The sequence below is a fragment of the Hymenobacter convexus genome (assembly GCF_030580955.1).
Taxonomy (GTDB): domain Bacteria; phylum Bacteroidota; class Bacteroidia; order Cytophagales; family Hymenobacteraceae; genus Hymenobacter.
Map to the genome: position 1 here is coordinate 39404 of NZ_JAUQON010000012.1, position 21938 is coordinate 61341.

Below are 21938 nucleotides of genomic sequence, written 5' to 3' on the forward strand. Positions count from 1 at the left end.
AGCTCCCTTGATGAATTCAGGTGGGCTGAGTTAGCCGGCACCAAACGGCGGTCATCGTGAATAGCGTCAAGTCAGCGCACTCCGGGAGGCCTTTTTCATCCGGTGAGCATGATGCTTTGGCTTCATAGCTTTCGTTGTTGTGCGACGGAACCAATGACCTCGGCGGCATGAAGCCGCAATTGGTCGAAAACTATGTGAAATGCCGCGTAGAAGCCCCGTATTTTTAGCTGCCCGTTCTGAGAAGCAGCTGGCATCCCTGGCTTCGGCCCAGGTGGCGCGGCCGGGGTGAACCATCAAAACCCGGGACCGCCCGTTGGTCGAACTTGCCGAAGCAGTTTTCGCGGCCGCAACTTGTGGCTTTCATTAATACGAAGCAAACCAACCGCTTCCCTAGCTTTTGCTATGATGAACAGAATGATGTACGGGGTGCTGCTGCTGGCCGGCACCGCAGCTGGGTGGTTCACCCTGGCTTCGGCCCAGGTGGTGCGGCCGGGGAATTCGAGCGCACTGACAACCCCAATTGCCCCGCCGCAGGCCCAGACCCAGGCCACCGTGGCGGCGGCCACGGCCTTTCTCAATACGCTCAGTGCCGAGCAGCGGAGCAAAGTGCAGTTTGCCTTTGTCCCGCAGCCCAAGGCGACGGCCGCCAACTTTAAGGGCGGCATGGGCGGGCGCATGACCTTCGTGGGCGAGCAGTACGGGCAGGCCGTGTGGTCGAACTTTCCCGTCAGTGACGTGACCCGGCCGGGAGTACAGCTCGGCAGCCTCAGCGCCCAGCAGCGCGAGTCCGCCATGCACCTGCTACAAGTGCTGCTCAGCCCCAAAGGCTACCAGAAAGTACTGGCCATCATGGGTTCCGACCAGGCCCTGGCGGATGGGGGCACCCACTTTGCCGCCGGCAAGGACACCTACACGCTGGCCTTGTTTGGCCCGCCGAGTGCCACGGCCCCCTGGCTGGTGCAGTTCGGCGGGCACCACCTGGGCCTGAACGTGCTGATTGCCGGAGCCCACGGCGTCCTCACGCCCACGCTGACCGGCGCGCAGCCGGCCGTGTACCAGAGCCAGGGCAAGACGGTGCGCGTGCTGGCCCAGGAAAACGACAAAGCCTTCGCCCTGCTCAATGCGCTCGACGCCGCGCAGCGCCAGAAAGCCATGCTGACGTATGAAGTCAGAGACCTCGTACTCGGTCCGGGCCACGACGGCGAAACCATCGTGCCCGAAGGGCTGAAGGGCTCCGAGATGACAGCCGCGCAGCAGGCCATGCTGCTCGACCTGATGGGCGAGTGGGCCGGCATTATCCAGGAGAGCTACGTGAAGGCCCGCATAACCGAGCTAAAGGCCGGCCTGAACGACACCTACTTTGCCTGGAGCGGCCCCACCACGCACGCGCCGGACCGCAACGGCACTTCCTACTACCGCATTCAGGGGCCGAAGGTGGTGATTGAGTTCTCGCCCCAGGGCGTGGGCGGCGACCCGAGCATGCACGTGCACACCATCTACCGCGACCCCACCAACGAATACGGGCACGCCTTCACGAGCCGATGAGAGCGTGCTGGGCAGTCTTGCTCGTAGCCGCCTTGTTGGCGTTGGCCCCGTCCGCCCGCGCGCACCGGCTCAACGAGTACCTGCAGGCCACCACGCTGGAATTGGCCCCCAACCACCTCACCCTGCACCTGCGCCTGACGCCGGGCACCGACGTGGCGGCGCAGGTGCTGGCCGGCCTCGATGCCAACCACGACGGCATCTTCTCGCCCACCGAGCAGCACGCTTACGCCGCCCGCGTGCAGCATGACCTCGCGCTCACCCTCGACGGCCGGCCCACGCCACTGCACCTGATAGAGGCAGCTTTTCCGCCGCCCCGGCAGCTCACCGCCGGCCTGGGTGACATTGGGCTCACCTTCGAGGCCCCCGTACCGGCCAGCCGAACCCCTCACCACCTTACGCTCCTCAATCAGCACCAGCCGGCGCTGGCTGCCTACCTGGTCAACTGCCTGCTGCCGCGCCAGCCCGGCCTGCGCGTGCTGAGACAGGCCCGCAGCTTCACGCAAGCCCGCTACGAGCTGACGTTTGCCACCGCCAGCGCCGCGCCGGCTGGCACTGATGGGAACTTGTCTCTTCACCGCGCCGACCAGCTGGCGGTGATGCGCGCCTATTTCGGGCACGGCCTGGGACATATTCTGACCGGCTACGACCATTTGCTATTTCTGGCGGCGCTGGTGCTGGGGGCGGCCAGCCTTTGGGAGCTAGTGAAAGTAATCAGCGCCTTCACGCTGGCCCACGCCCTCACGCTAACCCTGGCGGCCTATCAACTGGTGCAGGTACCCGAGGCACTCGTGGAAATACTGATTGCTGGCAGCATCGTGGCGGTAGCCCTCCAGAATATTTTTTGGCCAAGTGCGGCCTCGCGAGGAAGCCGCCTAGCGGTGGCTTTTGGCTTCGGGCTCGTACACGGGTTGGGGTTTGCCAGCGGGTTGCTCACGCTGCTGCACCAACTACCACATGAAGTGTTGCTGCTGGCCCTGCTCGGCTTTAGCCTGGGCCTGGAAGCCGGCCAGCAGCTAGTAATGCTGCCGGTATTCGGTTTGCGGCAGGTATTGAGCCTTCCTATGCGCAGTGCCAGTCAGCCGGCCATTAGTTTCACCGGCTTGCTACGCCTTGGGTCGATGGTGATTGCCGGGGCGGGTGTGTTCTACTTCTGCCGGGCCGTTGCTGCCATGGTTTAGAAAAAGCACGCTTTCAAATTAGCAGGATGAAAACTGGCCTCAGAAAGGCGCACCTTACTGACACCTCCATCCTCCCCCACGCAATTAGGCTGAAAAGGTGCTTTCTGCGGGGTCAAGAAGTGGGTTCTGAAAGTTTTTGCGGGTTTGCTTTGTGAGCTATACTTTCTGAATCAAGTCGTTAATCAGGCTGGCTTCTCACTGCGGGCATCCCGCTTAGACAGGGCCCGTACTTGACATCATTGTTAGAAATCGATTACATCATAGGCTTTCGAACGTGGCGCCTGTTTTCCTGTCTTTTAGACAGCTAAATACGGGGGACCCGTCGGGGGACCCGTGGCTACTCTTCCCTATCTCAAGACGCATCAGACTAGACAACCGCGGGTAGTGCGAAATGCCAAGAAGGCCAGCGGAGACGGTTTTTGGCTGTTCTCGTCTAGCTCAATAGGTAATTTCCGGGCCTTACACGACCACAAAAAGGCCTTCACAGCAATGTGAGGGCCTTTTTGCATACTTAGGGTACACTCTGAGGCACAAGCGTTGCTTTTCGTTGCTGGTTTTTCCGGCTTTTTTGAAGGTCGCTTCCAGGCGCAGTGCCTCCGTCCATGCTTTCCGAACAAGGAGTTGCCGACACGTACTAAAGATTGAGCGAATCGCTCATGGCTGTTGAATACCCCCGCCCGATTGCTTACTGAGCGTTTCCGCTGAATCGCCTCACCGCATCAGCTATTCCCTTCTTGCGTAGGTGGATTTGCTGCCGCCAGCAGTTCGGTTTCAAACGCTTGAATCCAGTTCTTTGGCTCTCCCCGGCGCTCTGTGGCTTCGCGAATCAGACGCAGGTTACGAGCCGTTGTTTCGGGCCCGAAGGGGTCATAAGCCGTGGTGAGGGCCTGGCCCAGGTACTGGTCAGCAGCGGCTTCGTCGTCGGCCAGAACGGCCAGTTCCAGCAGGGTAGCGTAATCCCAGTAGTCGGGGGAGCCCGCGCTGACTTTGCGCTCCACGGCGTACCGCACCACCGGCAGGAGCTGCTGCTGCCGAGGGTCAACCTTGTCGGCCAGGCCCATGAGCGTCACGGCATTGATGCCGGGGTAGGCATCCCGCCAGTCAGCTTCGAATCCCCGCAGGTAAGTCGTAATCGCCTTGTCGAGCAAGGCGGCAGCCACTCGCCTGTCGCCCCGGACCAGGGCCGCTTCCCACTGGTCTTTGTACACCCGCCCCAGAATGCCGAGGGTTTCGCTGCTGGGCCCCCGGCGCTTCACCAGGTCGGTTAGCACCCGCTCGGCGTCCGGCCCCTGGCCGGCGCGGTTCAGCGCAAAGCCGTATTGCTCCTGCACCAGGGCGGTATCGGCCAAGGGGCGGGGCATGTGCTCCACCAGTTGGGTCATCCCGGTCCAGGATTTGACGGCCCGGTAAGACAACAGCAAATCAATGAGGACACCGGCCTCCAGGCTGCTTAGGTCGCCCAGGGTGGCCGCTACTTGCTGCACGGCAGCCAGCCCTTGCGTGCGCGCTTGGGCCAGCTGCTTCTTAATCGTTTCGGAATAGGCCACCTGGTCCCGGAAGATGTCGGTTTTGGTGTGGTCGATGGCCGGATAGCCTTCCACTATCTGGTAGAGCGGGCTGTCAATTGGCCCCTTTTCATGCTCTCCCGCCGTTCTCTGGACCTCATTCAGCAAGGCGGTGAGGGCAGCCTGGTCGGTTTCGGCGGCGCTGGGGCTGCCGGTTGGGTCCAGTTGGTAAGGCAGCGTGCGAATGGGCGCAATGTCGAACGGCAGGCGCCCGCCCTGGGCAAACAGCAGGACGGTGCTCCACGGGCGCGCGGCGTGGCGCACGCCCAGCTCGTAAAACACGTTGGCGTTGGCGGCCGTCAAATCGGCCACGGCGTACTCGCACAAAAGCAGGCGCTCAAACATCGGCTTATGAATGAAGCCCCCGATGACCTCCTCATCGGCCCGCAGCGGTTCCAGGCCCGCCTGCTCAATGGCGGGCTTGATGAGCTGGTGGTACACCTTATCGAAGTTGACGGTGCCGCCCATGCCATCGGGCTTGGTGCCAAAAGGCATCAGCACGAAACACAGTGGGCGGTGGGCTTGTAGGGTGGCTAGAGGGGGGGCCATAGGGATGTGAGGAAGCTTAACTGAGAAGTTTAGGTGCGTGCGGCGGCTTATTCCGTACGCTTCGTAATTGGTGCGGCTGGGGTGAAGGCGTAGTACCGGTGCCAGACATTGGCGGCTTTGAACCGGCATTGTTGATAATGCGCGCGCCCCTGGCGCTGGTACGCTTCGTTTATTTTCCGCCACTCCGCGAGCGGGCAGCAGTTAGCAGTCAGGGCGTTGGCATCCAGTACCGTGCCGGTCAGGGCCTGCACCTGCTTTTCAAACAGCGACGGCGGCAAATCCAGGTCGGCCCGGACGTCCCACAGGCGAGGCCCTTCGGCTCCCCAGAACAGGACGTGGCCTTCGGCCGCATCGAACGTGGCGTCCTCTACCTTGGTCCCGTACTGCACCGGGGTGCCCAGCGGCTGCCCGGTGGCCGCGAGCCAGCGTCGCACGCTGCCATCGACTCCCCAGGACAGCACCTGGTCTTCGCGGGGGCTGAATGCGGCTCCCTGCAGGCTTTCGTGGGACATCGCCACCGTGATGGGCCGCCCCGAAGCCGCCTGCCACAGCTGCATTTTTTGGTTGCCCCACGACAACAGCCGTTGCCCGTTCCGGCTGAAGGCGGCCCCGGTGCAGGCTTCGTGCCGCAGCAAAGCCCCGGCGGGCTTGCCGGTGGCGGCCCGCCACAGCTGGATGCCCCCATCGCCCCAGGTCAAAATCAGTTTGCCATCCCGGCTGAATTTTGCCCCGTCAATGAGAAATTCTTTCTGCTCCAGGCTACGCAGCCGCCTCGATGGCAGGTGCCCCAGCCACGTCGCCTTGTTGTCGCCGGTGGCTACCACCCGGCTTTCGTCGGGGCTCCATGCCACGGCATTGATGGTGCCCGCGATGCGCAGGGGCGCGCCAATCGGGGTTCCTTTGGCCACATCCCAAAGCTGAATGAGGCCCTCGTCCCCGTCGTTTCCCCACGCCAGCAGGCGTCCTTCGCTGCGGTTAAACATTGCTTCCCTAACCCCTTTTTGGACCATGGCAGGGCCCAGGGGCTGCCCCGTGGCCGCCTGCCACAGCCGGATGGCCCCGCCCCCCCACGATAAAATCCGCCGGCCGCGCTGGTCGAAGGCCGCCCCGCCCACGTAGTCGCCGTGGTAGATGGGCGGGCCAGCCGGCCGCCCGGTGGCGGTGTTCCAGCGCTGAATGGTTTTGGCGCCCCAGGACATCAGCTGCTGGTCGTCGGGGCTGAACACCGCCTGGTTGACGAAGGCACGGGGGCGCATGAGGGGAACCAGCGAATCCTGGGTGCTGGCATCCCACAGGCGCAGGCCGTCGGTCGACCACGACAGGATTCGGCGATTATCATGGCTGAAAACGGCGCCGGGCACCAGCCACAACACCTGGCTTAGGTCCGAGGTGGCGCCGGGGCTGGCCGCGAGGTGTGGCATGGGCCGCCCGGTCGGCGGTTCGCCGGCGGCAGCGCGCCACAGCCGGATTCCATCGGGCCCCCACGACATCACCCGGCGCGCCCCGCCAACGAACGCGGCGCCGCTCACCGCGCGCTGGTGGTGCAGCACGGCCAGGAGCTGCCCCGTGGCCGCTTCCCACACTCGCACGGTGCCGTCGTTGCCCCAGGATAAAATCCGGCTTTCGTCCGGGCTGAGCACGGCGCCTTGCACCTGCGGGTGGCTCATGGGGTAGGCGTTCCGGATTGCAACCGGCTGCAGCTGCACTTTATCGTTTCCCCAAGAGAGCACCCGCTCCTCATCTTGGCTGAGAAGGGCGCCCTGCACCCCGGCGTCGGGGGTTTTATTTGGGGGCCCCGACTGTGACAGCCGCTCCCACGCCGGGCCCACCCATATATGCACGCCGTCGTTTCCCCACGACAGCACGCGGCTTTCGTTTGGGCTGGCGGCGGCGCCCATCAGCATGTGTTGGCGCATGAGCGGGCCCAGCACCTGCCCGGTGCTGGCCTGCCACCACTGGCTGCCAATGATTCCCCAGGCCAGCACCCGTTGTCCGTCGCGGCTGAACGCGGCCCCGTGCGTGGCCTGCAGCTCGCCGCTGAAGGAGCGTCCGGTGGCCAGCTGCCACACCCGGAATCCTTCACCGCTATAAGTTAAAAGCTGCTTGTCATCGGGACTGAACACGGCACCCCGCCCGGAGAATCTGTCGGCTTCCAAGGGCGGGCCAATGGACACGCCGGTGCCGCTAGCCCAGCGGCGGATGCTATGGGCGCCCCACGACACGATTTGTTGTTCGTCGTGACTGAAAGCCGCCCCCACAATGTTCTCGTCGTGGCGCAGGGACGGGCCCGCCGGGGCCCCGCTGACCCGCCACAAGCGGGCGTGCTGGTTGTTCCAAACCAACAGCTGGCTGCCGTCGTGGTTGAAAGCCGCGCCGCGCACGGTCAGGTCGCGGGCGTCGACGCCGTGCTGGTACACCACCGAGTCCGGCAGGCGTTGTTCGGGTTTTATGCGTTTTCCAGCGGGCCGGCCCGAGGCCACGTCCCACACCTGGGCACCAGCCGGCCCCCACCCCAGCACCTGGCGCTGGTCGGGGCTGAGCACGGCACCTTCGATGGCCTCTTCGATGTGCGCCGCCAGTCGGTACGTAGGCAGGGCTGACTGCGCATCGGTGAGCAGGCTTTGCGTCAGTGAGTCGTCGGTGGTGCTGTTCAGGGCTTGCCCGACCAGATGCAGGTAGTCCACCACCTGGTTGCCGGCCAGGGCCGTGCGCCCGCTGTTCCAAAAATTCTGGGCCAGCTGCTTTTGCGCATTGTTGCGCTGCGTGAAGGCTTCGGCTTTGCTGGCTTCGGCCTGCCGCCACAGGAAAGACAGGCCCACGGCGGCCCCCAGCAACACCAGGCCCACCACGCCGGCCAGGTAGCGCTGCCGCCGCAATTTTCGCTTTTCTTCCTGGCGCCAGGTGGGCAGAATTTCTCCCGGCGTCCGGCCGCTGAGGTGCGCCGCCAGCTTGGTGAGCTCCTCTTCGTAATCCCGCACTTTCGGCCAGCTTTTCGACTGGCTTTTGGAGCCCCGCAGGTCATAAAAAATACGCTGATGCAGCTGGCTCGCCAGCACTGGCTGTGGAAACAGGTAGTCGATGTTGCCGCTCAGGTCCGCGCCATCCGTGACGGCAACCAGCACTCTGTCGGCGCCTTTGTGGCGGATAAACCAGTCCACTTCAAAAGCGACGTATTTGGACTTGGCCGCATTGGGCGAGCAAAGCACCAGCAGGTAATTCGATTGCGCCAAGTACTCTACCAGCACCTGCGTCACGGAGTCTTCGCCCTGGGCCAGCGCGGGCGCCCCGGCTTTGATTTTATGCATCGAGAAGTCGCTGCCATCCCGGCATATCTGCAAGTGTTTCAGCGCCTGGCCATTGGGCAGCTTTAGGGTGTGAAAGCCTTCCAGAAAGCTTTCCACGCGGCGGCTCAGGGCGTAGTCCGGGTCCATCGAATAGCTGATGAAGACGTCGTAGGCCAGGGCGGCAGCGGGTTGGGCATCCATTATGCGTGTACTAGACTCCTGAGAGCAAGGTAATCACCAGATTCGGGCTTTGCTGATTAATGAAAAATGGAGACAACGGGCTGTTAGCCGCTCGGCTGATGCAGGGCGGCGATTCAGGGCCTGTTTAAACTGCAATGGCGTCTGGGAATCCTCAAAATAGTAGCCCGAATTCCTTGTACATTTGGTGCAAGCGGCTTTTGCCTGCGGCTTTTGATTACAATACGGTTCGTTTCGAACGCCCCATGTCTACCCTGTTTCCTGAGTTTGAGTACGACATCTTCATCAGCTACCGGCACAACGACAATCTGTTCAGTGGGTGGGTAACGGAATTTGTGGCGCGCCTGCAGGAGGAATTAGCGGCCACGGTGAAGGAGCGGCTGACCATTTACTTCGACCAAGACCGCACCGACGGCTTGGGCGACACCCACCAGGTGGGCCCCAGCCTGGCGCACCGCCTGCGCTCGTTCATCTTCATTCCCCTCGTGTCGCAGACCTATTGCGACACGGAGCGGTTTGCGTGGCAGCACGAGTTTCTGCCGTTTCTGCAGCAGGCCGGCCACGACCGCCTGGGACTGACGCTGCGCCTGCCCAGCGGCAACTACGGCAGCCGGGTACTGCCGGTGCGCATCCACAACCTCGCCCCGGCCGACGTGCAGCTGCTGGAGCACCACCTGCACGGCCAGCTTCGCACCATCGATTTCGTGTACCAGGACCTGGGCGTGAACCGGCCTCTGCGCGCCAAAGACGACGAGCTGCCCCGCCCCGCCGACGGCCTGCTCTACCGCAACCAAATCAACAAAGTGGCCAACGCCGTGAAGGAACTGGTGGCGGCCGGCAAGCGGCTGCCCCCGCCCGCCGCCACCGCCCCCCTCCTGCCCCGGCTTGCCCCGCTGGCCCCGGCGGCGCCCGCCGCCACCAGCCCGGTGGTGTTTCTGGCCTGGGCCTCGAAGGAGCTGACGGCCCGGCGCGAGGAGCTGGCCCTGATGTGCACCAAAGCCGGCATGCAGGTGGTGCCCGCCACCGACTGCCCGCTCGACGAAGACGAATTCCGGGCCCGCACCCGCGAGGCCCTGGCCGCGGCTACGTGCGCGCTGCACTTGCTGGGCAACGAGTTTGGCCGCCGGTTTGAGGACGACGAAGACTGCTCCTTCCCCATGTTTGCCTACCGGGAGGCCCGCCGCGCCACGGCCGAGCAGGCCGGGTTCCGGCAGTTTGTGTGGTATTGCCCCGACGAAGGCCTGGCCGTGCGGCCCGCGCAGCGCGACTTCGTCACCAGCATCCGCAACGAGCTCACCGAGCGCTGCACCTTCACCAGTGCCCCGAGTGCCATGCAGCTGGTGGAGGACCTGCGCAGCACGCTGGAGCGGGTGGCGCCGCCCGCCGCCGAAATTGAGAAGGAAATCGAAATCTTCTTCGTTTTCAACGAGCTCGACAGCGAAGAAGCCAACCAGATTACCGACCGCTTGAGCGAAGAATTTCCGGTGGAAATGCTGACCATTGAGCCCGACAGCGAGGACCAGTATAAGGAGCTTACGGTGCGCAACATTCCCAAGAGCAAGCTGGCCGTGGTGTACTTCAAGCACAGCGCCGACTGGGCCCTGCCCTTCGTGAAGCAGGTGTGGCGGCTGGTGGGCGGCGCGGGCTCGAACACGCCCATCCTGTTTGTGGGCGAGGACGACCCGGTGCAAAACCGGATGCGGATTTTCAAGGCCCCGCGCGTCATTTCCCGCATTCAGCCGCACCGCGGGGTGAGCGACGAAGTGCGGCGCGTGATGCAGCAAATTAACGCCGGCGCGTAGATGGCCGCTATCGACGACTCCCTTTCCGCCTTGTTTGGGGCCGAAGAGCCGATTTGCCCCTACACGGGGCTGCGCACCTTCACCGAAGACGAAGCCATTTATTTCCGGGGCCGCGAAAGCCACGTGGCCAAGTGCCTGGACTTGCTGGCCGCGCAGCGCTTCGTGATGGTGACCGGCGCGTCGGGCGACGGCAAATCGTCGCTCGTGTTTGCCGGGCTGCTGCCCGAAGTCCGGGCCGGCTTTTTGCGGGCGCGCTACAGCAGCTGGGCGGTGGCCACGTTCCGGCCCGAGCGCAGCCCGCTGCGCAACCTGGCCCAGGCGCTGGCCACGGCTCTGCAAGTGGAAAGCAGCACCGGCGCCGTCGAAACCGAGCTGGAACAGGGCTTTTCGGCACTGGTGCAGCTCTACCGGGCCTCGCCGCTGTGCCCGCCCGCCGAGCTGCCCGAGGGCCTGACGCCGGCCGAGCAGCGCCGCTACCAACTGCAAGCGAGCAACCTGCTGATTGTCGTCGACCAGTTCGAGGAGTTTTTCACCAACCCCGAAAACTACACCCCGGACGGCCCTAACGCCGCGGCCCAAACCGTGGTGAACCTACTGCTGGAAACCACCCGGCTGGCCCGGGCCGAGGGCCTGCCCATCTACATCGTGTGCACCATGCGCTCCGATTTTGTGGGGCAGTGCGCCGAGTTTCGGGGCCTGATTGAGCAGATTGGAACCAGCCAGTACTTCGTGCCCCGGCTGCTGCGCCACGAGTTCGTGGAAGTCATCAAGGAGCCGGCCCTGCTCAGCGGCAACCGCATCAGCGAGCGGCTGGTGCAGCGCCTGCTCTACGACATTCGCAACGGCCAGGACCAGCTGCCGGTGCTGCAGCACGCGCTGCGCCGCATCTGGCTGGCCGCCGACCATGGCCGCGAGGAAATGGACCTCCTTCACTACGCCATGGTGGGCGGGCTGAGCGACGAGCTGCCGCCCGAAGACCAGGCCCGGTTTGCCCAGTGGCGCGCCGCCGTGCCCGGCCCGGAGCAGCGCTTTCTGCTGGCCAATGCCTCGCTGCGCAACGTGCTCGACGCCCACGCCAACCAGCTCTACTACGCCGCCACCGACCTTTACAACCAGGCCTTCGAGCCCGCGCTGCCGCCGGGCACCGCCGAATGGGTGGTGGAGCAGACGTTCCGCCTCCTCACCCGCACCGACGGCCAGCGCGTGGTGCGCAACCGCCTGACCGGGGCCGAAATCACGGCCATCATCAACGACGCGGCCTTGCCCTGGCCGGTGGTGTGCCGCATTTTGCGGCCCTTCCGCCAGCCCGGCACCACCTTTCTCTCGCCCCTGCTGGGCGAAGGCGACGACAACCGCGCCGTGCTGCCCCCCGATGCGGTGCTGGACATCACCCACGAGAGCCTGATTCGCAACTGGGCCCACCTCGCCCAGTGGGCCGTGCAGGAAGCCCACGACGTGCGGGTGGCGCAGGACTTTATGCAGCAGGCCAACCGCTGGCAGGCCAACGCCGAAAATCCGGGCTTTCTGCTGCCCATTGGTCCCTACACCTATTTTTCGCAATGGCGCGGCCGCCAAACCAGCCTTGCCCACTGGCTGGCACACTACGTGGCCAGCGGCCGTAGCACCAGCCCCGACGCCGGCCACCGCCTGGCCCCGGCCGCGGCGCAGGCCGGCACGCTCACCCGCTTTCTGGAAGCCAGCCGCCGCCGCTTGGTGGTGCCGCTGCTGGTGGCCCGCTACGGCCTCGGCCGCCTGGCCGCCGCGGTGCTGCTGCCCGTGCTGCTGCTGGGCCTGGGCTGGTGGGCGTGGTCGGCGCGTCAGCGGCAGAGCGACTACGTGGCGTATTCCATCATCAAGGAGCGCACGCCTTTTCTGAAATCGCCCTATGTGTCGGTGGATGACAAGGCGCGGTTTCTGCTGCACGCCGACCGGCTGAAAAACGCGGTGTACCGGCCGTGGCTGGGCGGCCGCCCGGCGGAAGATTACTCCTTCGCCCGCATGCTGGACGCCGTGGACGATGATAGCCTGGCGCTGGATATTGAGCTGAGCATGTATTCCTGGGCCAACAACGTTGACTACGACTCCGTGGAGCGGGAAAACCCTTACCTGCAACCGCTGCTCTTCGATTTAGACCACCGGCTCGACCAGGCGGCCCGCCGCACGCCTTTTCCCGACGCCGCCCGCTTTGCCAACACCAATCAGCGCGCCCAGGCGGTCTACACGGCCCTCACCGTGATGGCGATTACGCATTATTTGCTAAGCGCCGCGCAGCAAAAAACGGCCATAGCCCCGCCCCTGAAGGCCCGCCAGGCCACGAGCCAGCGCCTTGAAGCCAGCAAGCAAAAGCTGCTGCGCCGCTTGCGCTGCTACGTGCAGCAGGAAATACGGCAAACGGCGGGCCCCGCCCCCAGCTCCGTAGATTTTGGTTTGTGTCTCCGGGTGCTGTTGGGGCAGGGCGACTTTCCGCCGGCCACCCTGGCTTTCCTGGAAGGCCTGAGTCCGTTTGGCGCGCCGGCGGCCCGGCAGCAGTTCGACCGCTTGTTTCCCCCGCGGCAGTTGCTCGTTGCCGAGGAGGGCATTAGCAGTACCGCGCACAGCGGCGGCTACCTCAGCGGGGCTATCGTGTTTGCCGCGTTGCGGCAGCCGGCGCGGGTGGCGCAGTGCCTGGACTCGCTCAGTACTGCCGCCAACAAGCCCTCTACCCGCGATGGCGGCATGGCGGTGCTGCCGTACCTGGTGAAATACGGGCTTTTCACGCCGGAAAACACCCTTGGCTTGTTGCGCCGCTGCAGCCGGGTGGGCGGGGAAAATCTCAACAAGCTGTACGCGGCCACGGTGTACAGCTTGCTGAGCGTGAGCCCCTCTTATGCGGTGTACGACGTCAACCCGGCCTTTGGCAGAGCCTACACGGCCGATGAGGCGCGCGCCGGAGCGGTCAATCCCGACTACCTCAATTCTGACCGCGTCAGCTTTTCGGTGCCCCTTGCCCTGCGCGACCAGGCGTGGCAGGCATTGCTAGGCTCGGCTCCTGCGGTGGCCGCCGGCGAACCGCTTTTTCTGGAGCAGAACGAGCGGGCCTTCCACGCGCACCCGATTACGGCCGCCAAATACCGGCGAAACGCCTTGTTTTTGCAAGCCTTTCTGGCCAAAATGCAGGGTGTTTATTTGCAAGAGCTGAAGCATCAGCCGGCCGAAGCGGCGCAGGCCTTTGCGCAGTTTAGTGCGCGCGCAGCCGAGCTACAGCAAGTTGGTGAGGCGAGCGAAGCGGTGAGCATCGCGGACTGGAGCTTGGGCTTTCCCGAAGACGGGTTCAACGGCCATGCCAATAGCCAGAGTGCCCTCGCCTTTTTGCGGGCGCCCGGCCGGCCCAAAACCTTGCTGTTTGAATCGTATTACACCTGTTCCTTCAATTCGTTTTTCACCTACCAGCTGCGCCACGAAGCGGCCCAGCCGCTACCCGACGCCGGCGTGGTGCGGATGCTGGACAGTGTGGCCTTCGTGGAAGCCGCCTTCCCGGACCGATTTTCGGACACCCGCGGTTATTCCATCCGGACAGCGGCGCTGTCCCGGCTTCACCACGACTTGCCCAATCTGGCCTGGATGAAGGCCCTGGCCCGGGTACCGCTGCCAGGCCCCGTGGCGCGTCGGCAGCGCAATGCCACCCTGCTCGCCCTTGTCGCGTCGCTGCAAAATCCGGTCCGGCTGCAGCAGCTGGCCATTACGCCCGCGCTGCTGGCGTTTGCCAGGCAGGTACCGGGCCAGCCGGCGTTCAGCCGGGAGCCGCTGCAGGTGGTGTTTTCGGACCTGACCAGCGCGCTGGCCCACGCCGGGCGCATTCCGGAGGCTTTTGCGCTGGCCAACGCCTTGGGCGAGCCAATGGCAACCATCTCCAAAATCCGCATCAGCGAGCAGGCCATCCTCACGAATAACCAGGAGCATCAGGCCTTGCTGGACGGTTTTCTGGAGCAGTACCAACGGCAAATCAGCCCGAAGCCCCTGAGTGCCGCCGCCAGCATTATCAGCGTGCTCTACTGGCGCCCCTACGCTGATAAGCGGAAAAATGAAGATTTTTATCAATTTGCCCGGTTCCTCATCAAGGAGGGCAACAGCACGGTGAACAGCAAGGGCCAGTTGGCCATGTGCAAAGGCCGCAGCTTTGCCAACCACGGCTACGAAGCCGTGCGCGACATCCCGGCCTACGAGTCGGAACGGTTTCGGCAGCCCTATTTTAATGCCGTTTTGTTGGGCCTGGCACACCTCAAAACCGCTGCCAAGGGCGATGGCTGGCGCGAATACGACGAAGTGCAGCTCGTGTACCCGAAGGATTATGACGGGCCCATCAACTGAGTTTTTGCCGGCATCAATTACCCGACCAGATAGGATATAAAAATGGCCCCCAGCTCCGAACGGAAACTGGGGGCCACTGGCTTTTGCGGCGCCGTGCGCCCTGCCGGCCTTATTCTATTATCAGGCGCTGCACTACGCTGGCGCTGCCCGTTTGCAGGCGCACGGCATACACGCCCGGCGCCAGGCCTTGCACATTCAGCAACATGCGGGTGCCGGCAGCGGCCAGGGGCGCATCCTGCCGGCCCACCACCTGCCCCAGCTCGTTGAGGAGCGTGGCCCGCAGCTGCGATGCACCCGGCACCGCCGGCACCTGCACCACCACCTGACTGTGCGCCGGGTTGGGATACAGGGCAATGCCGCGCAGGGCTTGCTGGGCATTGGTGGCCGTAGCTACCGTGGGACCAAAGCGAAGCACAAAACGGCCGGTGATGGGAACGTTGGCTCGACGGAAAGCGTAATTTGGCCACGTTGCGGGCGGCCTGCTCAGGTTCACCGAGGTACCAGTCGAGTCATCGTCCAGAAAAGCCGATAAGCCGGTGGGCACTTGCACAATGATTGGCTGTATGGTGTAATTCCCGCGCTTCAGCACTCTGGCGGTAAGGGGTATTCGGGTGGTGGCATTGGTAGGTATGGTGCGAAGCGCTTTGATGGAAAGCTCGTCTTCCGGGGCGGGGGCGCTGATGCTCAAGCTCAGGCTATCGGTGCTGGGAATGCGGTAGGCGTCGGTATTGGGGCTAAAGCCGGCGGCGTTGGGCACGGCCAGGGCGTCTTCGTAAATAACAGTGGGGGGCTTGCCCCCGCCGGTGCCACCGGGCGGGCGCGAAAAGCTCAGGGCCACGCCGTTGCCATTGCTGCTGAAGCGGTTGAAGGCGGCCTGGGAAGCGTAGCTGGTCACGCGCTGGCGGTTGTCGAGCGCGAGGCTGGCGCTGGACTGGTTGTCGCTCACGCGCACGAAGAAGGACTGTCCGGCGGCGATGATGGGGGTGTCGCCCCAGCCGTTCACGTACGTGGTGTAGAAGCCGGTGGTAGGCCCCGTACTCACGTACGTGTAGATGGCGGCATCAAGGTTGGGCCGGTCGGCGCCGGTGACCCGGCTCCAGTCCAGGGGCGAGGGGTACGGGTTGCCCACCAGGTTCCAGCCCGCGTTGGAAGCCCGTGGTATCTGCCCCGTATTGGTCCGGGTGAGGGCCAGCGTTTGCGGGCCCGATGTGAGCGCGCCGGAAAAGCTGACCTTGTCGCTGGCCGCTATATTTACGGCGTAGCCCTGGCCCACCGCCAGCGAAGCATTGGTGGCAACCGGAGCCAGCCCGCTGCTAATGGTGGCCGTTGCCGTATTTAAGCGCGTCGGGTCGTAGGTCGAGGCGTTGACGAACGTGGGCATCGCAGCAAAAGAACCGACGGTAGCCCCCGATACCGGGGAACTGTAGTAACGGGCGCCTCGGCCTGGGTTAAAGGTCTGGTCAATGTAGCGTTCCATGGTAGCCGTGCCACCCGCGGCCCCGCCGGTTGAGCTGTTCACCACCAAGGCAGTACCACTGGCCGAAGAAGGCAACCGGAGCGGTTGGTTGTTAAGATTGAAATCGTTGGCACTGGCAATGGTCAGGACCTGGCTTACGGAAATAGCGCGGCTAAGCGAAAGCGTAGCCCCCGCCTGGGTGGTGCTGTCGGTCAGGTTGCGCACCAGGGCCGGCAGGGCGTTGCCGGTGACTTGGGTGCCGATGCCGGTGTACACGTAGCTGGAGCTATCGGCGAAGCTGCGGGTCGCCGTGCGTACGGCCCCGGTTTGGCCACTTGTGGTGATGCCAGCCGGGTCGCCCACGCTCAAGGTTGCGCCGGGCTCTATCATAAACTTGCTGCTGGAGGCACCGGACATCACAAGGTTAGCCCCTAAGCGCAAAGTACCTCCTCTTTTCACCAGCACGGTGTCATATATGGTGACATTGCCGGTTAGTTTTCCAACCCCGCCCGCCTTTACGATTATTGTGTTGAACGTGTCTCTGGCAGCAGTTGAAGCCGCTGTAGAAGGTTCAATAATCAGCCTACGGGTATCCACCACCGTTACGGCATTGGAAGTAGCCGACTGACTACCGATGGTGGCGGTAGCAGTGTAAATACCGCTTGTTGTCACCCGCAGGGGGTTTGCAGTGGCAGTTAGCAAGCTGCCGTTTCTGCTCCAGCTATACGTCGCGCCCGACACCAGCACCCCGGTGGTGGGGTCCAGGGCCCCGGTAGGAGTCAGCCGGGCGCTGCGGTCGGATAGCGCGGAGCCGACGCTTGTAAAATCACCGCCGATTATCACTTTGGCATCGGCTTGCACCGCCAAAGCCCTTACCTGGCCATTCGGAACGCTGCTGGGAAAGGTATTGTCCCGGGTGGCGTTGGCATTCAGACGCGCCAGGTAGGTCGGGGCCGTGCCCCCGCTGGGAGTAAAGCTTCCCCCCAACAGGATTTTGCCGTTCCGGTGAAAGCCAAGGGCTGAAACCGTCCCGCCCCCCGTATTGTAAGAGCCGCGCTGGACGCCCGCCACACTAAAGTGGTAAACGTAATTGAACTGCCCTACGAAAGGTGCCGAACCCGAACTCGGAAACGTGGCATAGCGCGCTACCAGGATGCTGTCACCTTTCACAGTCAGCGCCGTCGCGCCTATCGGGGCTGTTATCTGGGCCCCAAACGATTTTGCTACTATCAACGGACTGGGACCATCTGAATCACCGGGTAGCGCAAATCCTCTCACAAAATCTACCCCGAACGACAAATTGGTCGTTGGTCTTATTACCGCCAATGTGTATCCATAAGAATCCGTAAAGGCAGTAGCTCTTATCGTCAGCAGCCCGGCTACCAGTATATCCTGGTTGGGCAGCACCGCAAGTCCCGTAACATAGCTATTGGTATAAATGGTGAAATTAGTCTGGAAATTCTGCTCTCTTACGCCGGTTTTCGAAAGCCGGGTAACGATATCGGGACTAGAATACCCGCCTACCAAAATCAGCGAATCGGGTTGCACCGCAATGGCGTTGATGGTTCCACTCAGGTCACTGGACGCGATATTGAAACTGACGTCACGCCGGCCATTGGTATGCAGGCGCACTACCGGGGCACAATTAGCGCCATTATAGCGGGTGAAATTGCCGCCTGCCAATATCTTGGGGTTGTTGGGCCTTGCCGCAATGGGTTCCACCACAATGGTCCGGACGCTTCCATCGAGCCCGGTGCCGTCCATGGCGAAGCTGGTATCAAGGGTGCCGTCGGTGTTGAGCCGCACAATTTTGCCGCAGGCCACGCGGTTGTAAGTCGTGAACGCGCCCCCCACCAGCACCCGCCCATCGGGGAGCAAGGTGGTGGCCAGCACCGCCCCGTCAAACCCCGCGATTACGGTAGCCGTCAGAACCTGGCTTGAATGCGTGGGAGTCAGGGTCACGGGTCCGGCCGGTATTACACTCACCCTAAAGGGGGCAGTGGTTTGGGCGTGGGCTGCCCGTAGGCAACTCAGTTCGAACAGCAAAGCAAGTAGCCCCCAGGCAGGACGACGAAAAAGAGTAGAGAGGGCCATAATGCAGGTTGCGTATTGGATATGAGAGATTAAAACTGAGCAGTCAGAAATCGGCTGTTGGAACACCACGTCAACTCCTGCTCACGCAGCAAGGAATGGGGGGTGGCGGCCAGGTAGCGCCCATCGGCCGACAATGCAAAGACGGTTTTCTGTAGCACTTCCTGCGGCCTCAGCGGAGGGCGAAGGGCGCGAATTGGCTATTTTACTTTTCGGTAATTCAGCGAATTGCCCCGGGCGGTGTAGCTGAGTTCCAGGCTTTCGTCGTCTACGCCAACCACTTCCCAGCACATGTCCTGCTGGGGTTCCACCAGGTAGTTTTCGTTGTCGCCGGGGTGGCCGGCCCCCGGCTGAGAAGGGCACGCCCGGTCCAGGATGAAGGCGGCCGTACTGAGGCGCTTGCCATCGTAGTAATCGATGTATTGGTGCTCCTTAATCTCAATGACGCTCCTGTCGTCGTCGGTGCTTTGCCATTTGCCCTGCAGCCGTTGGTAAACAGTTGTGGTCACGGTCGCCTTCGGCTGCGGTGCCGCAGCCGCGGTGCCCGGCGCCCCGGGCGCAGCAGCCGTTTCCTGTTTCGGCGAACAAGCCACGAGCGCACTCAGAAGAAAAAACAACAGCGGGGCAAACTTCATACTAGAGGGCGTAGCGGCGCTTCAGCGCCGGGTGGTAGCAGCACGGGGCAAGATGGCCAGCAATGGCATCGGCGCCGGTGCCCGGCTATACGATGGCCCGGCGAAATCGCCGAAAAGCCCCGGACAGCAATGCGTAACGGGCTGGGCCGGGGATGCTAGGCTTGCAGCAGCGCGTAAAAGGCCTTGAAGTGCTTGATGCGCTCGTCCAGGCCGTTGGTGCCGCCGTTCACGCGTTTGGTCACCAGGGTCACCACCGCGTCGGTGGCTCCTTGCGTCGACAGCTCGATAATCTGGTTGCTGTGAAAAAACCAGGCGGCCGAGAGCAACGGGTACTTCTGGGCCACCAGTTCGGGGGTGCCCACCACGTCGTCGTCCACGAACTTGTTGAAGGCCGTGTAGTTCGATTTGCCGGTGAGTTGGATGAACCCGCGCCCCCGGTACTTCCACCCGTCTTTCGAGGCCTCGTCGCCGTTGCCCATCCGCGAAGCGTACACCCGGGCGGCAATGGCCTCGGGTTTGCGCGCGTAGGAGTCGCAGAGGGCCGGAGTCAGGAAGTACTTGCCGAACACGCTTTTGAGGGCAGCCGCCGAATAGTTCAGGTTTTCGGTGGTGGCGGTGAAGTTGAGGCTTTCGTGGGCGCACTGCGCCAGGAAGTGCGCCAGCTTGAGCGGCGTGTCGATATTGAATTTTTCAATAATTGCCGGAATTTGCGTTAGCACTTCCGTCGGGACATGCCCATTCAGCTTGGTAAGGGTGATGGCGGGCGCCGCTTTTTTAGGAGCGGCAATGCTGGGGGCCGCCGCTGCCGGAACAGGCGCGGGAATGTTGATAACATCACCCACCTGCACCCGGTCCGGGTTGGTAATTTGCCGGTTAGCCGCCAGCAGGTCGCGCATCGATACGCCCTGTGCCGCAGCAACGCGAGCGAGCGAATCACCTGCTTTAATCTTGTAAGTCATTGCCATGTGATGAGCGTGAAGTGAAAAAAACAGGTTGTGGTTAATGCTGGTGCTTGTAAATGGCATTGCCGCAAATCGTATGACAGGCTGCTCTTCCAGGGCTGCTGAGCCCGGACTCTGCCCCACCGCATGCAGCTCATTTCCCTCCCCCAGTGCCTGCCTGAAGCCGTCCCGGCTTTAAGTGCGCTGCAGCATGGCCGGCTCGCCAAGGAGCGTGGCCACCTGCTGTTGCAGGGCGTGCAGGGCGGTTTGCAGCTCGCTAATCCGGGTGCCTTGCGCGCGGGTCAACTCGTTCAGGGCGGCGTTTTGCTGGTGCAGGTCCTGCACTTGGCGGGCCAGCTCCTGCGTGGCGCTCACGTTGAGCATGGCCACGGCTTCGTAGTCCACGGCGCGCACGTTGGCGTGCTCCAGGCCGAAGACAAACACCTCCGCGGGCGCGTCGGCCAGGCTGTCGGCCCCCGTCACCAGCAGCTGCCGGCTGCCCGCTTCAACGGCTTCGGCCAGGGCAACCAGCACCTCGCCGGCCGGGCCGATGAGCTTCAGCCGCTGCCCGGCCGTGGCGGCCTCGGGCAGGCCAGTCGACAGGCCAATCAGCAAGGCCTCGCCCTGGCGCTGCACCTGGCTGGCGGTGGCGTAAATGTCGGGCAGGAACCCGGTGTGCTGATGAACCGCTTGCGGGAATACCTCTTCCAGTTCCTGGGCGATGATTTTCTTGAAAGCCTGGTCGCCAAACTGCACCCGGTCGCGCATGGTGTAGTCGGTGATGCGCAGGCGGCGCAACACGGCCAGGTCGGCGGCGTGGTCGCTCCGGCCGATGACGGTTTTGAGGCGGGCATCCGAAATGGCGTTGAACTCCGCTCCTACCACGCGGGCCGTGGCGTAGAGGCTCACATCGGTTTGCCCGGAGCTAATGCCACCAGGCCCGTTGATATTGTAATACCTATAGTTTTGAAGCGGAGTACCGCCCGCCTTGTTGATGTGGAGCGGATATTTGGGGTCTTGGGTGCCAATGCCCACGTTGCCGGTGCCGCGCTGAATGGTCAGGTAGTTGGCGCCACTAAAATTATTGCCGTCCGATATCTTGATGTCGTCATTTGCCGCGTGGTCCTGGCCAAAAGAAAACCAGTGCGTGCCCGGCGTGTGGAACACCATGTAGGCGTTGGCGTTGGGGCGCCGGATTTCGAGCGGGGCAACGGGGTCGCTGGCGCCAATGCCCACGTTGCCGGTGCCCCGAATGCACATCAGCTCGGTGCCGTTGCCGTTCTTGCCCCCGGCGTAGAACGCGTGCCGGGCAGCAGCGCCATCGACGTGGTAGTTGAGCTGCCCGCCGCTCACCCCGAAGCCGTAGTGGTTGTCCAGGCCGCCGCCATCCCAAAGGGTTATTTTGGCCTCCGTGACATTCGGGCTGATGCTCAGGTGCGAGTTGGGCGCGGTGGTGCCGATGCCCACATTGCCCCCATTGGTGAGCACAAACTGCGAGGTGCTGGGCCCATTGCCCGACAGGTACAAGTCGCCCGCCGTCGTGTACAGGCCCACGTGGTTGTTGCTGTTTATTTCGGGAAAGCCGCGCCGCAGGCCGTGGTTGGGGTTGCCCAGGTACACGGCCCCGCCGCTGGCCCCCCGGGTGCCCACGGTGATGGCCGCCGACTTGTCTTCGGTGCGCACGTCCAGGGTGGTGGCCGGAGCAGCCGAAGTGCCAATGCCCACGTTGCCCGTGCCGCCTCTGGTGTTTAGCAGAATTGCGCCATTGCCTTTGGCATCCAGGGCCAGGTCACCGGCGGGGTTGGTGCCGGTTTTGCGGATGCCGCCCCACCACAGGCCAACGCCCTGGGTCAGGTTTTGGGCCTGCACGTCGAAGACGTTGGTGGCCACCTCATTGTCGGCCGATACCACCTGCAGCCGCGAAGCCGGCACGGCGGTGCCGATGCCCACGTTGCCATCCGCCGTCCGGATGAACAAGCGGCTGGCCTGCCCATCGGCGATGTCCAGGCCGGCGGTGGCCGGCTCCCCGTTTCTCGCCGGCTTGTGGCTGATTTTCCACAGCGCCACGCCCTCACCAAAGCTCTTGTACAAGTTCAGCAGCTCGCCCGCCCCGCGCGCCTCCAACTCAACCGGGCCGTTCACCGCCCGGCGGAGGCCGTCCTCCTCCTGGTTCAGGCTGCTGTCAATCAACTCGTGGAAATCTTCCTGCTTCGGAATCTTATTGGTGAGGAAGTAGTCGCGGAGGGCAGTTCTGTTTTTCATGCGGCGTAAGGAGTTTGAGTTGATTGATTTTCAGAATAAAGAAAGCCGCTGGTTACGTTTGAACACTGCGGCGAAAGCCCCGCGG

Annotated in this window: 10 protein-coding genes; 4 read left to right on the forward strand and 6 right to left on the reverse strand. The window is 63.4% G+C overall.

Annotated features, from left to right (window positions below):
• Positions 1-402 precede the first annotated feature (402 nt).
• Positions 403-1545 carry a DUF3500 domain-containing protein gene (locus Q4S41_RS20920; RefSeq protein ID WP_305033084.1) on the forward strand — a complete coding sequence of 381 codons (1143 nt, stop codon included), beginning with the start codon at positions 403-405 and terminating at the stop codon, positions 1543-1545.
• Positions 1546-1586: 41 nt separating this feature from the next.
• Entirely contained in the window at positions 1587-2723 is a 1137-nt protein-coding gene (locus Q4S41_RS20925; protein ID WP_305033085.1) for a HupE/UreJ family protein, read from the forward strand.
• Positions 2724-3442: 719 nt separating this feature from the next.
• Here the strand turns inward: Q4S41_RS20925 and Q4S41_RS20930 are convergent.
• Positions 3443-4837: a TRAFs-binding domain-containing protein gene (locus Q4S41_RS20930; RefSeq protein ID WP_305033086.1), complete on the reverse strand. Its 1395-nt coding sequence runs from the start codon at positions 4835-4837 to the stop codon at positions 3443-3445.
• A 47-nt stretch (positions 4838-4884) separates the two neighbouring features.
• Positions 4885-8322 carry a TIR domain-containing protein gene (locus tag Q4S41_RS20935; RefSeq protein WP_305033087.1) on the reverse strand — a complete coding sequence of 1146 codons (3438 nt, stop codon included), beginning with the start codon at positions 8320-8322 and terminating at the stop codon, positions 4885-4887.
• Between the two features lie 242 nt (positions 8323-8564).
• On the opposite strand from Q4S41_RS20935, the gene Q4S41_RS20940 reads away from it, so the two are divergent.
• Both Q4S41_RS20940 and Q4S41_RS20945 read left to right on the forward strand, forming a co-directional pair.
• Entirely contained in the window at positions 8565-10121 is a 1557-nt protein-coding gene (locus Q4S41_RS20940; protein WP_305033088.1) for a hypothetical protein, read from the forward strand.
• Positions 10122-14468, forward strand: coding sequence for an nSTAND1 domain-containing NTPase (locus Q4S41_RS20945; protein WP_305033090.1), 4347 nt, complete (start codon positions 10122-10124; stop codon positions 14466-14468).
• Positions 14469-14577: 109 nt separating this feature from the next.
• Here Q4S41_RS20945 and Q4S41_RS20950 read toward each other — a convergent pair whose 3' ends face one another.
• The 4 genes from Q4S41_RS20950 to Q4S41_RS20965 all read right to left on the reverse strand — a co-directional run bounded on the left by Q4S41_RS20950 (position 14578) and on the right by Q4S41_RS20965 (position 21853).
• Positions 14578-17910, reverse strand: a complete 3333-nt coding sequence (locus Q4S41_RS20950) for a T9SS type A sorting domain-containing protein (protein ID WP_305033091.1) — start codon at positions 17908-17910, stop codon at positions 14578-14580.
• 305 nt (positions 17911-18215) lie between these two features.
• Entirely contained in the window at positions 18216-18524 is a 309-nt protein-coding gene (locus tag Q4S41_RS20955; protein WP_305033092.1) for a hypothetical protein, read from the reverse strand.
• 281 nt (positions 18525-18805) lie between these two features.
• The gene (locus Q4S41_RS20960) at positions 18806-19615 is read right to left on the reverse strand and encodes a LysM peptidoglycan-binding domain-containing protein (RefSeq protein WP_305033093.1); all 810 of its coding nucleotides are present in this window, start codon (positions 19613-19615) and stop codon (positions 18806-18808) included.
• A gap of 171 nt (positions 19616-19786) precedes the next feature.
• Positions 19787-21853 carry a tail fiber domain-containing protein gene (locus Q4S41_RS20965; protein WP_305033094.1) on the reverse strand — a complete coding sequence of 689 codons (2067 nt, stop codon included), beginning with the start codon at positions 21851-21853 and terminating at the stop codon, positions 19787-19789.
• Positions 21854-21938 lie beyond the last annotated feature (85 nt).

What these genes read in the sequence shown, in the direction of transcription:
- Q4S41_RS20930 (WP_305033086.1), bottom strand. Translation starts at nt 4,837, where the DNA reads ATGGCCCCCCCTCTAGCCACCCTACAAGCCCACCGCCCACTGTGTTTC.
- Q4S41_RS20940 (WP_305033088.1), top strand. Translation starts at nt 8,565, where the DNA reads ATGTCTACCCTGTTTCCTGAGTTTGAGTACGACATCTTCATCAGCTAC.
- Q4S41_RS20920 (WP_305033084.1), top strand. Translation starts at nt 403, where the DNA reads ATGATGAACAGAATGATGTACGGGGTGCTGCTGCTGGCCGGCACCGCA.
- Q4S41_RS20935 (WP_305033087.1), bottom strand. Translation starts at nt 8,322, where the DNA reads ATGGATGCCCAACCCGCTGCCGCCCTGGCCTACGACGTCTTCATCAGC.
- Q4S41_RS20945 (WP_305033090.1), top strand. Translation starts at nt 10,122, where the DNA reads ATGGCCGCTATCGACGACTCCCTTTCCGCCTTGTTTGGGGCCGAAGAG.
- Q4S41_RS20965 (WP_305033094.1), bottom strand. Translation starts at nt 21,853, where the DNA reads ATGAAAAACAGAACTGCCCTCCGCGACTACTTCCTCACCAATAAGATT.
- Q4S41_RS20960 (WP_305033093.1), bottom strand. Translation starts at nt 19,615, where the DNA reads ATGGCAATGACTTACAAGATTAAAGCAGGTGATTCGCTCGCTCGCGTT.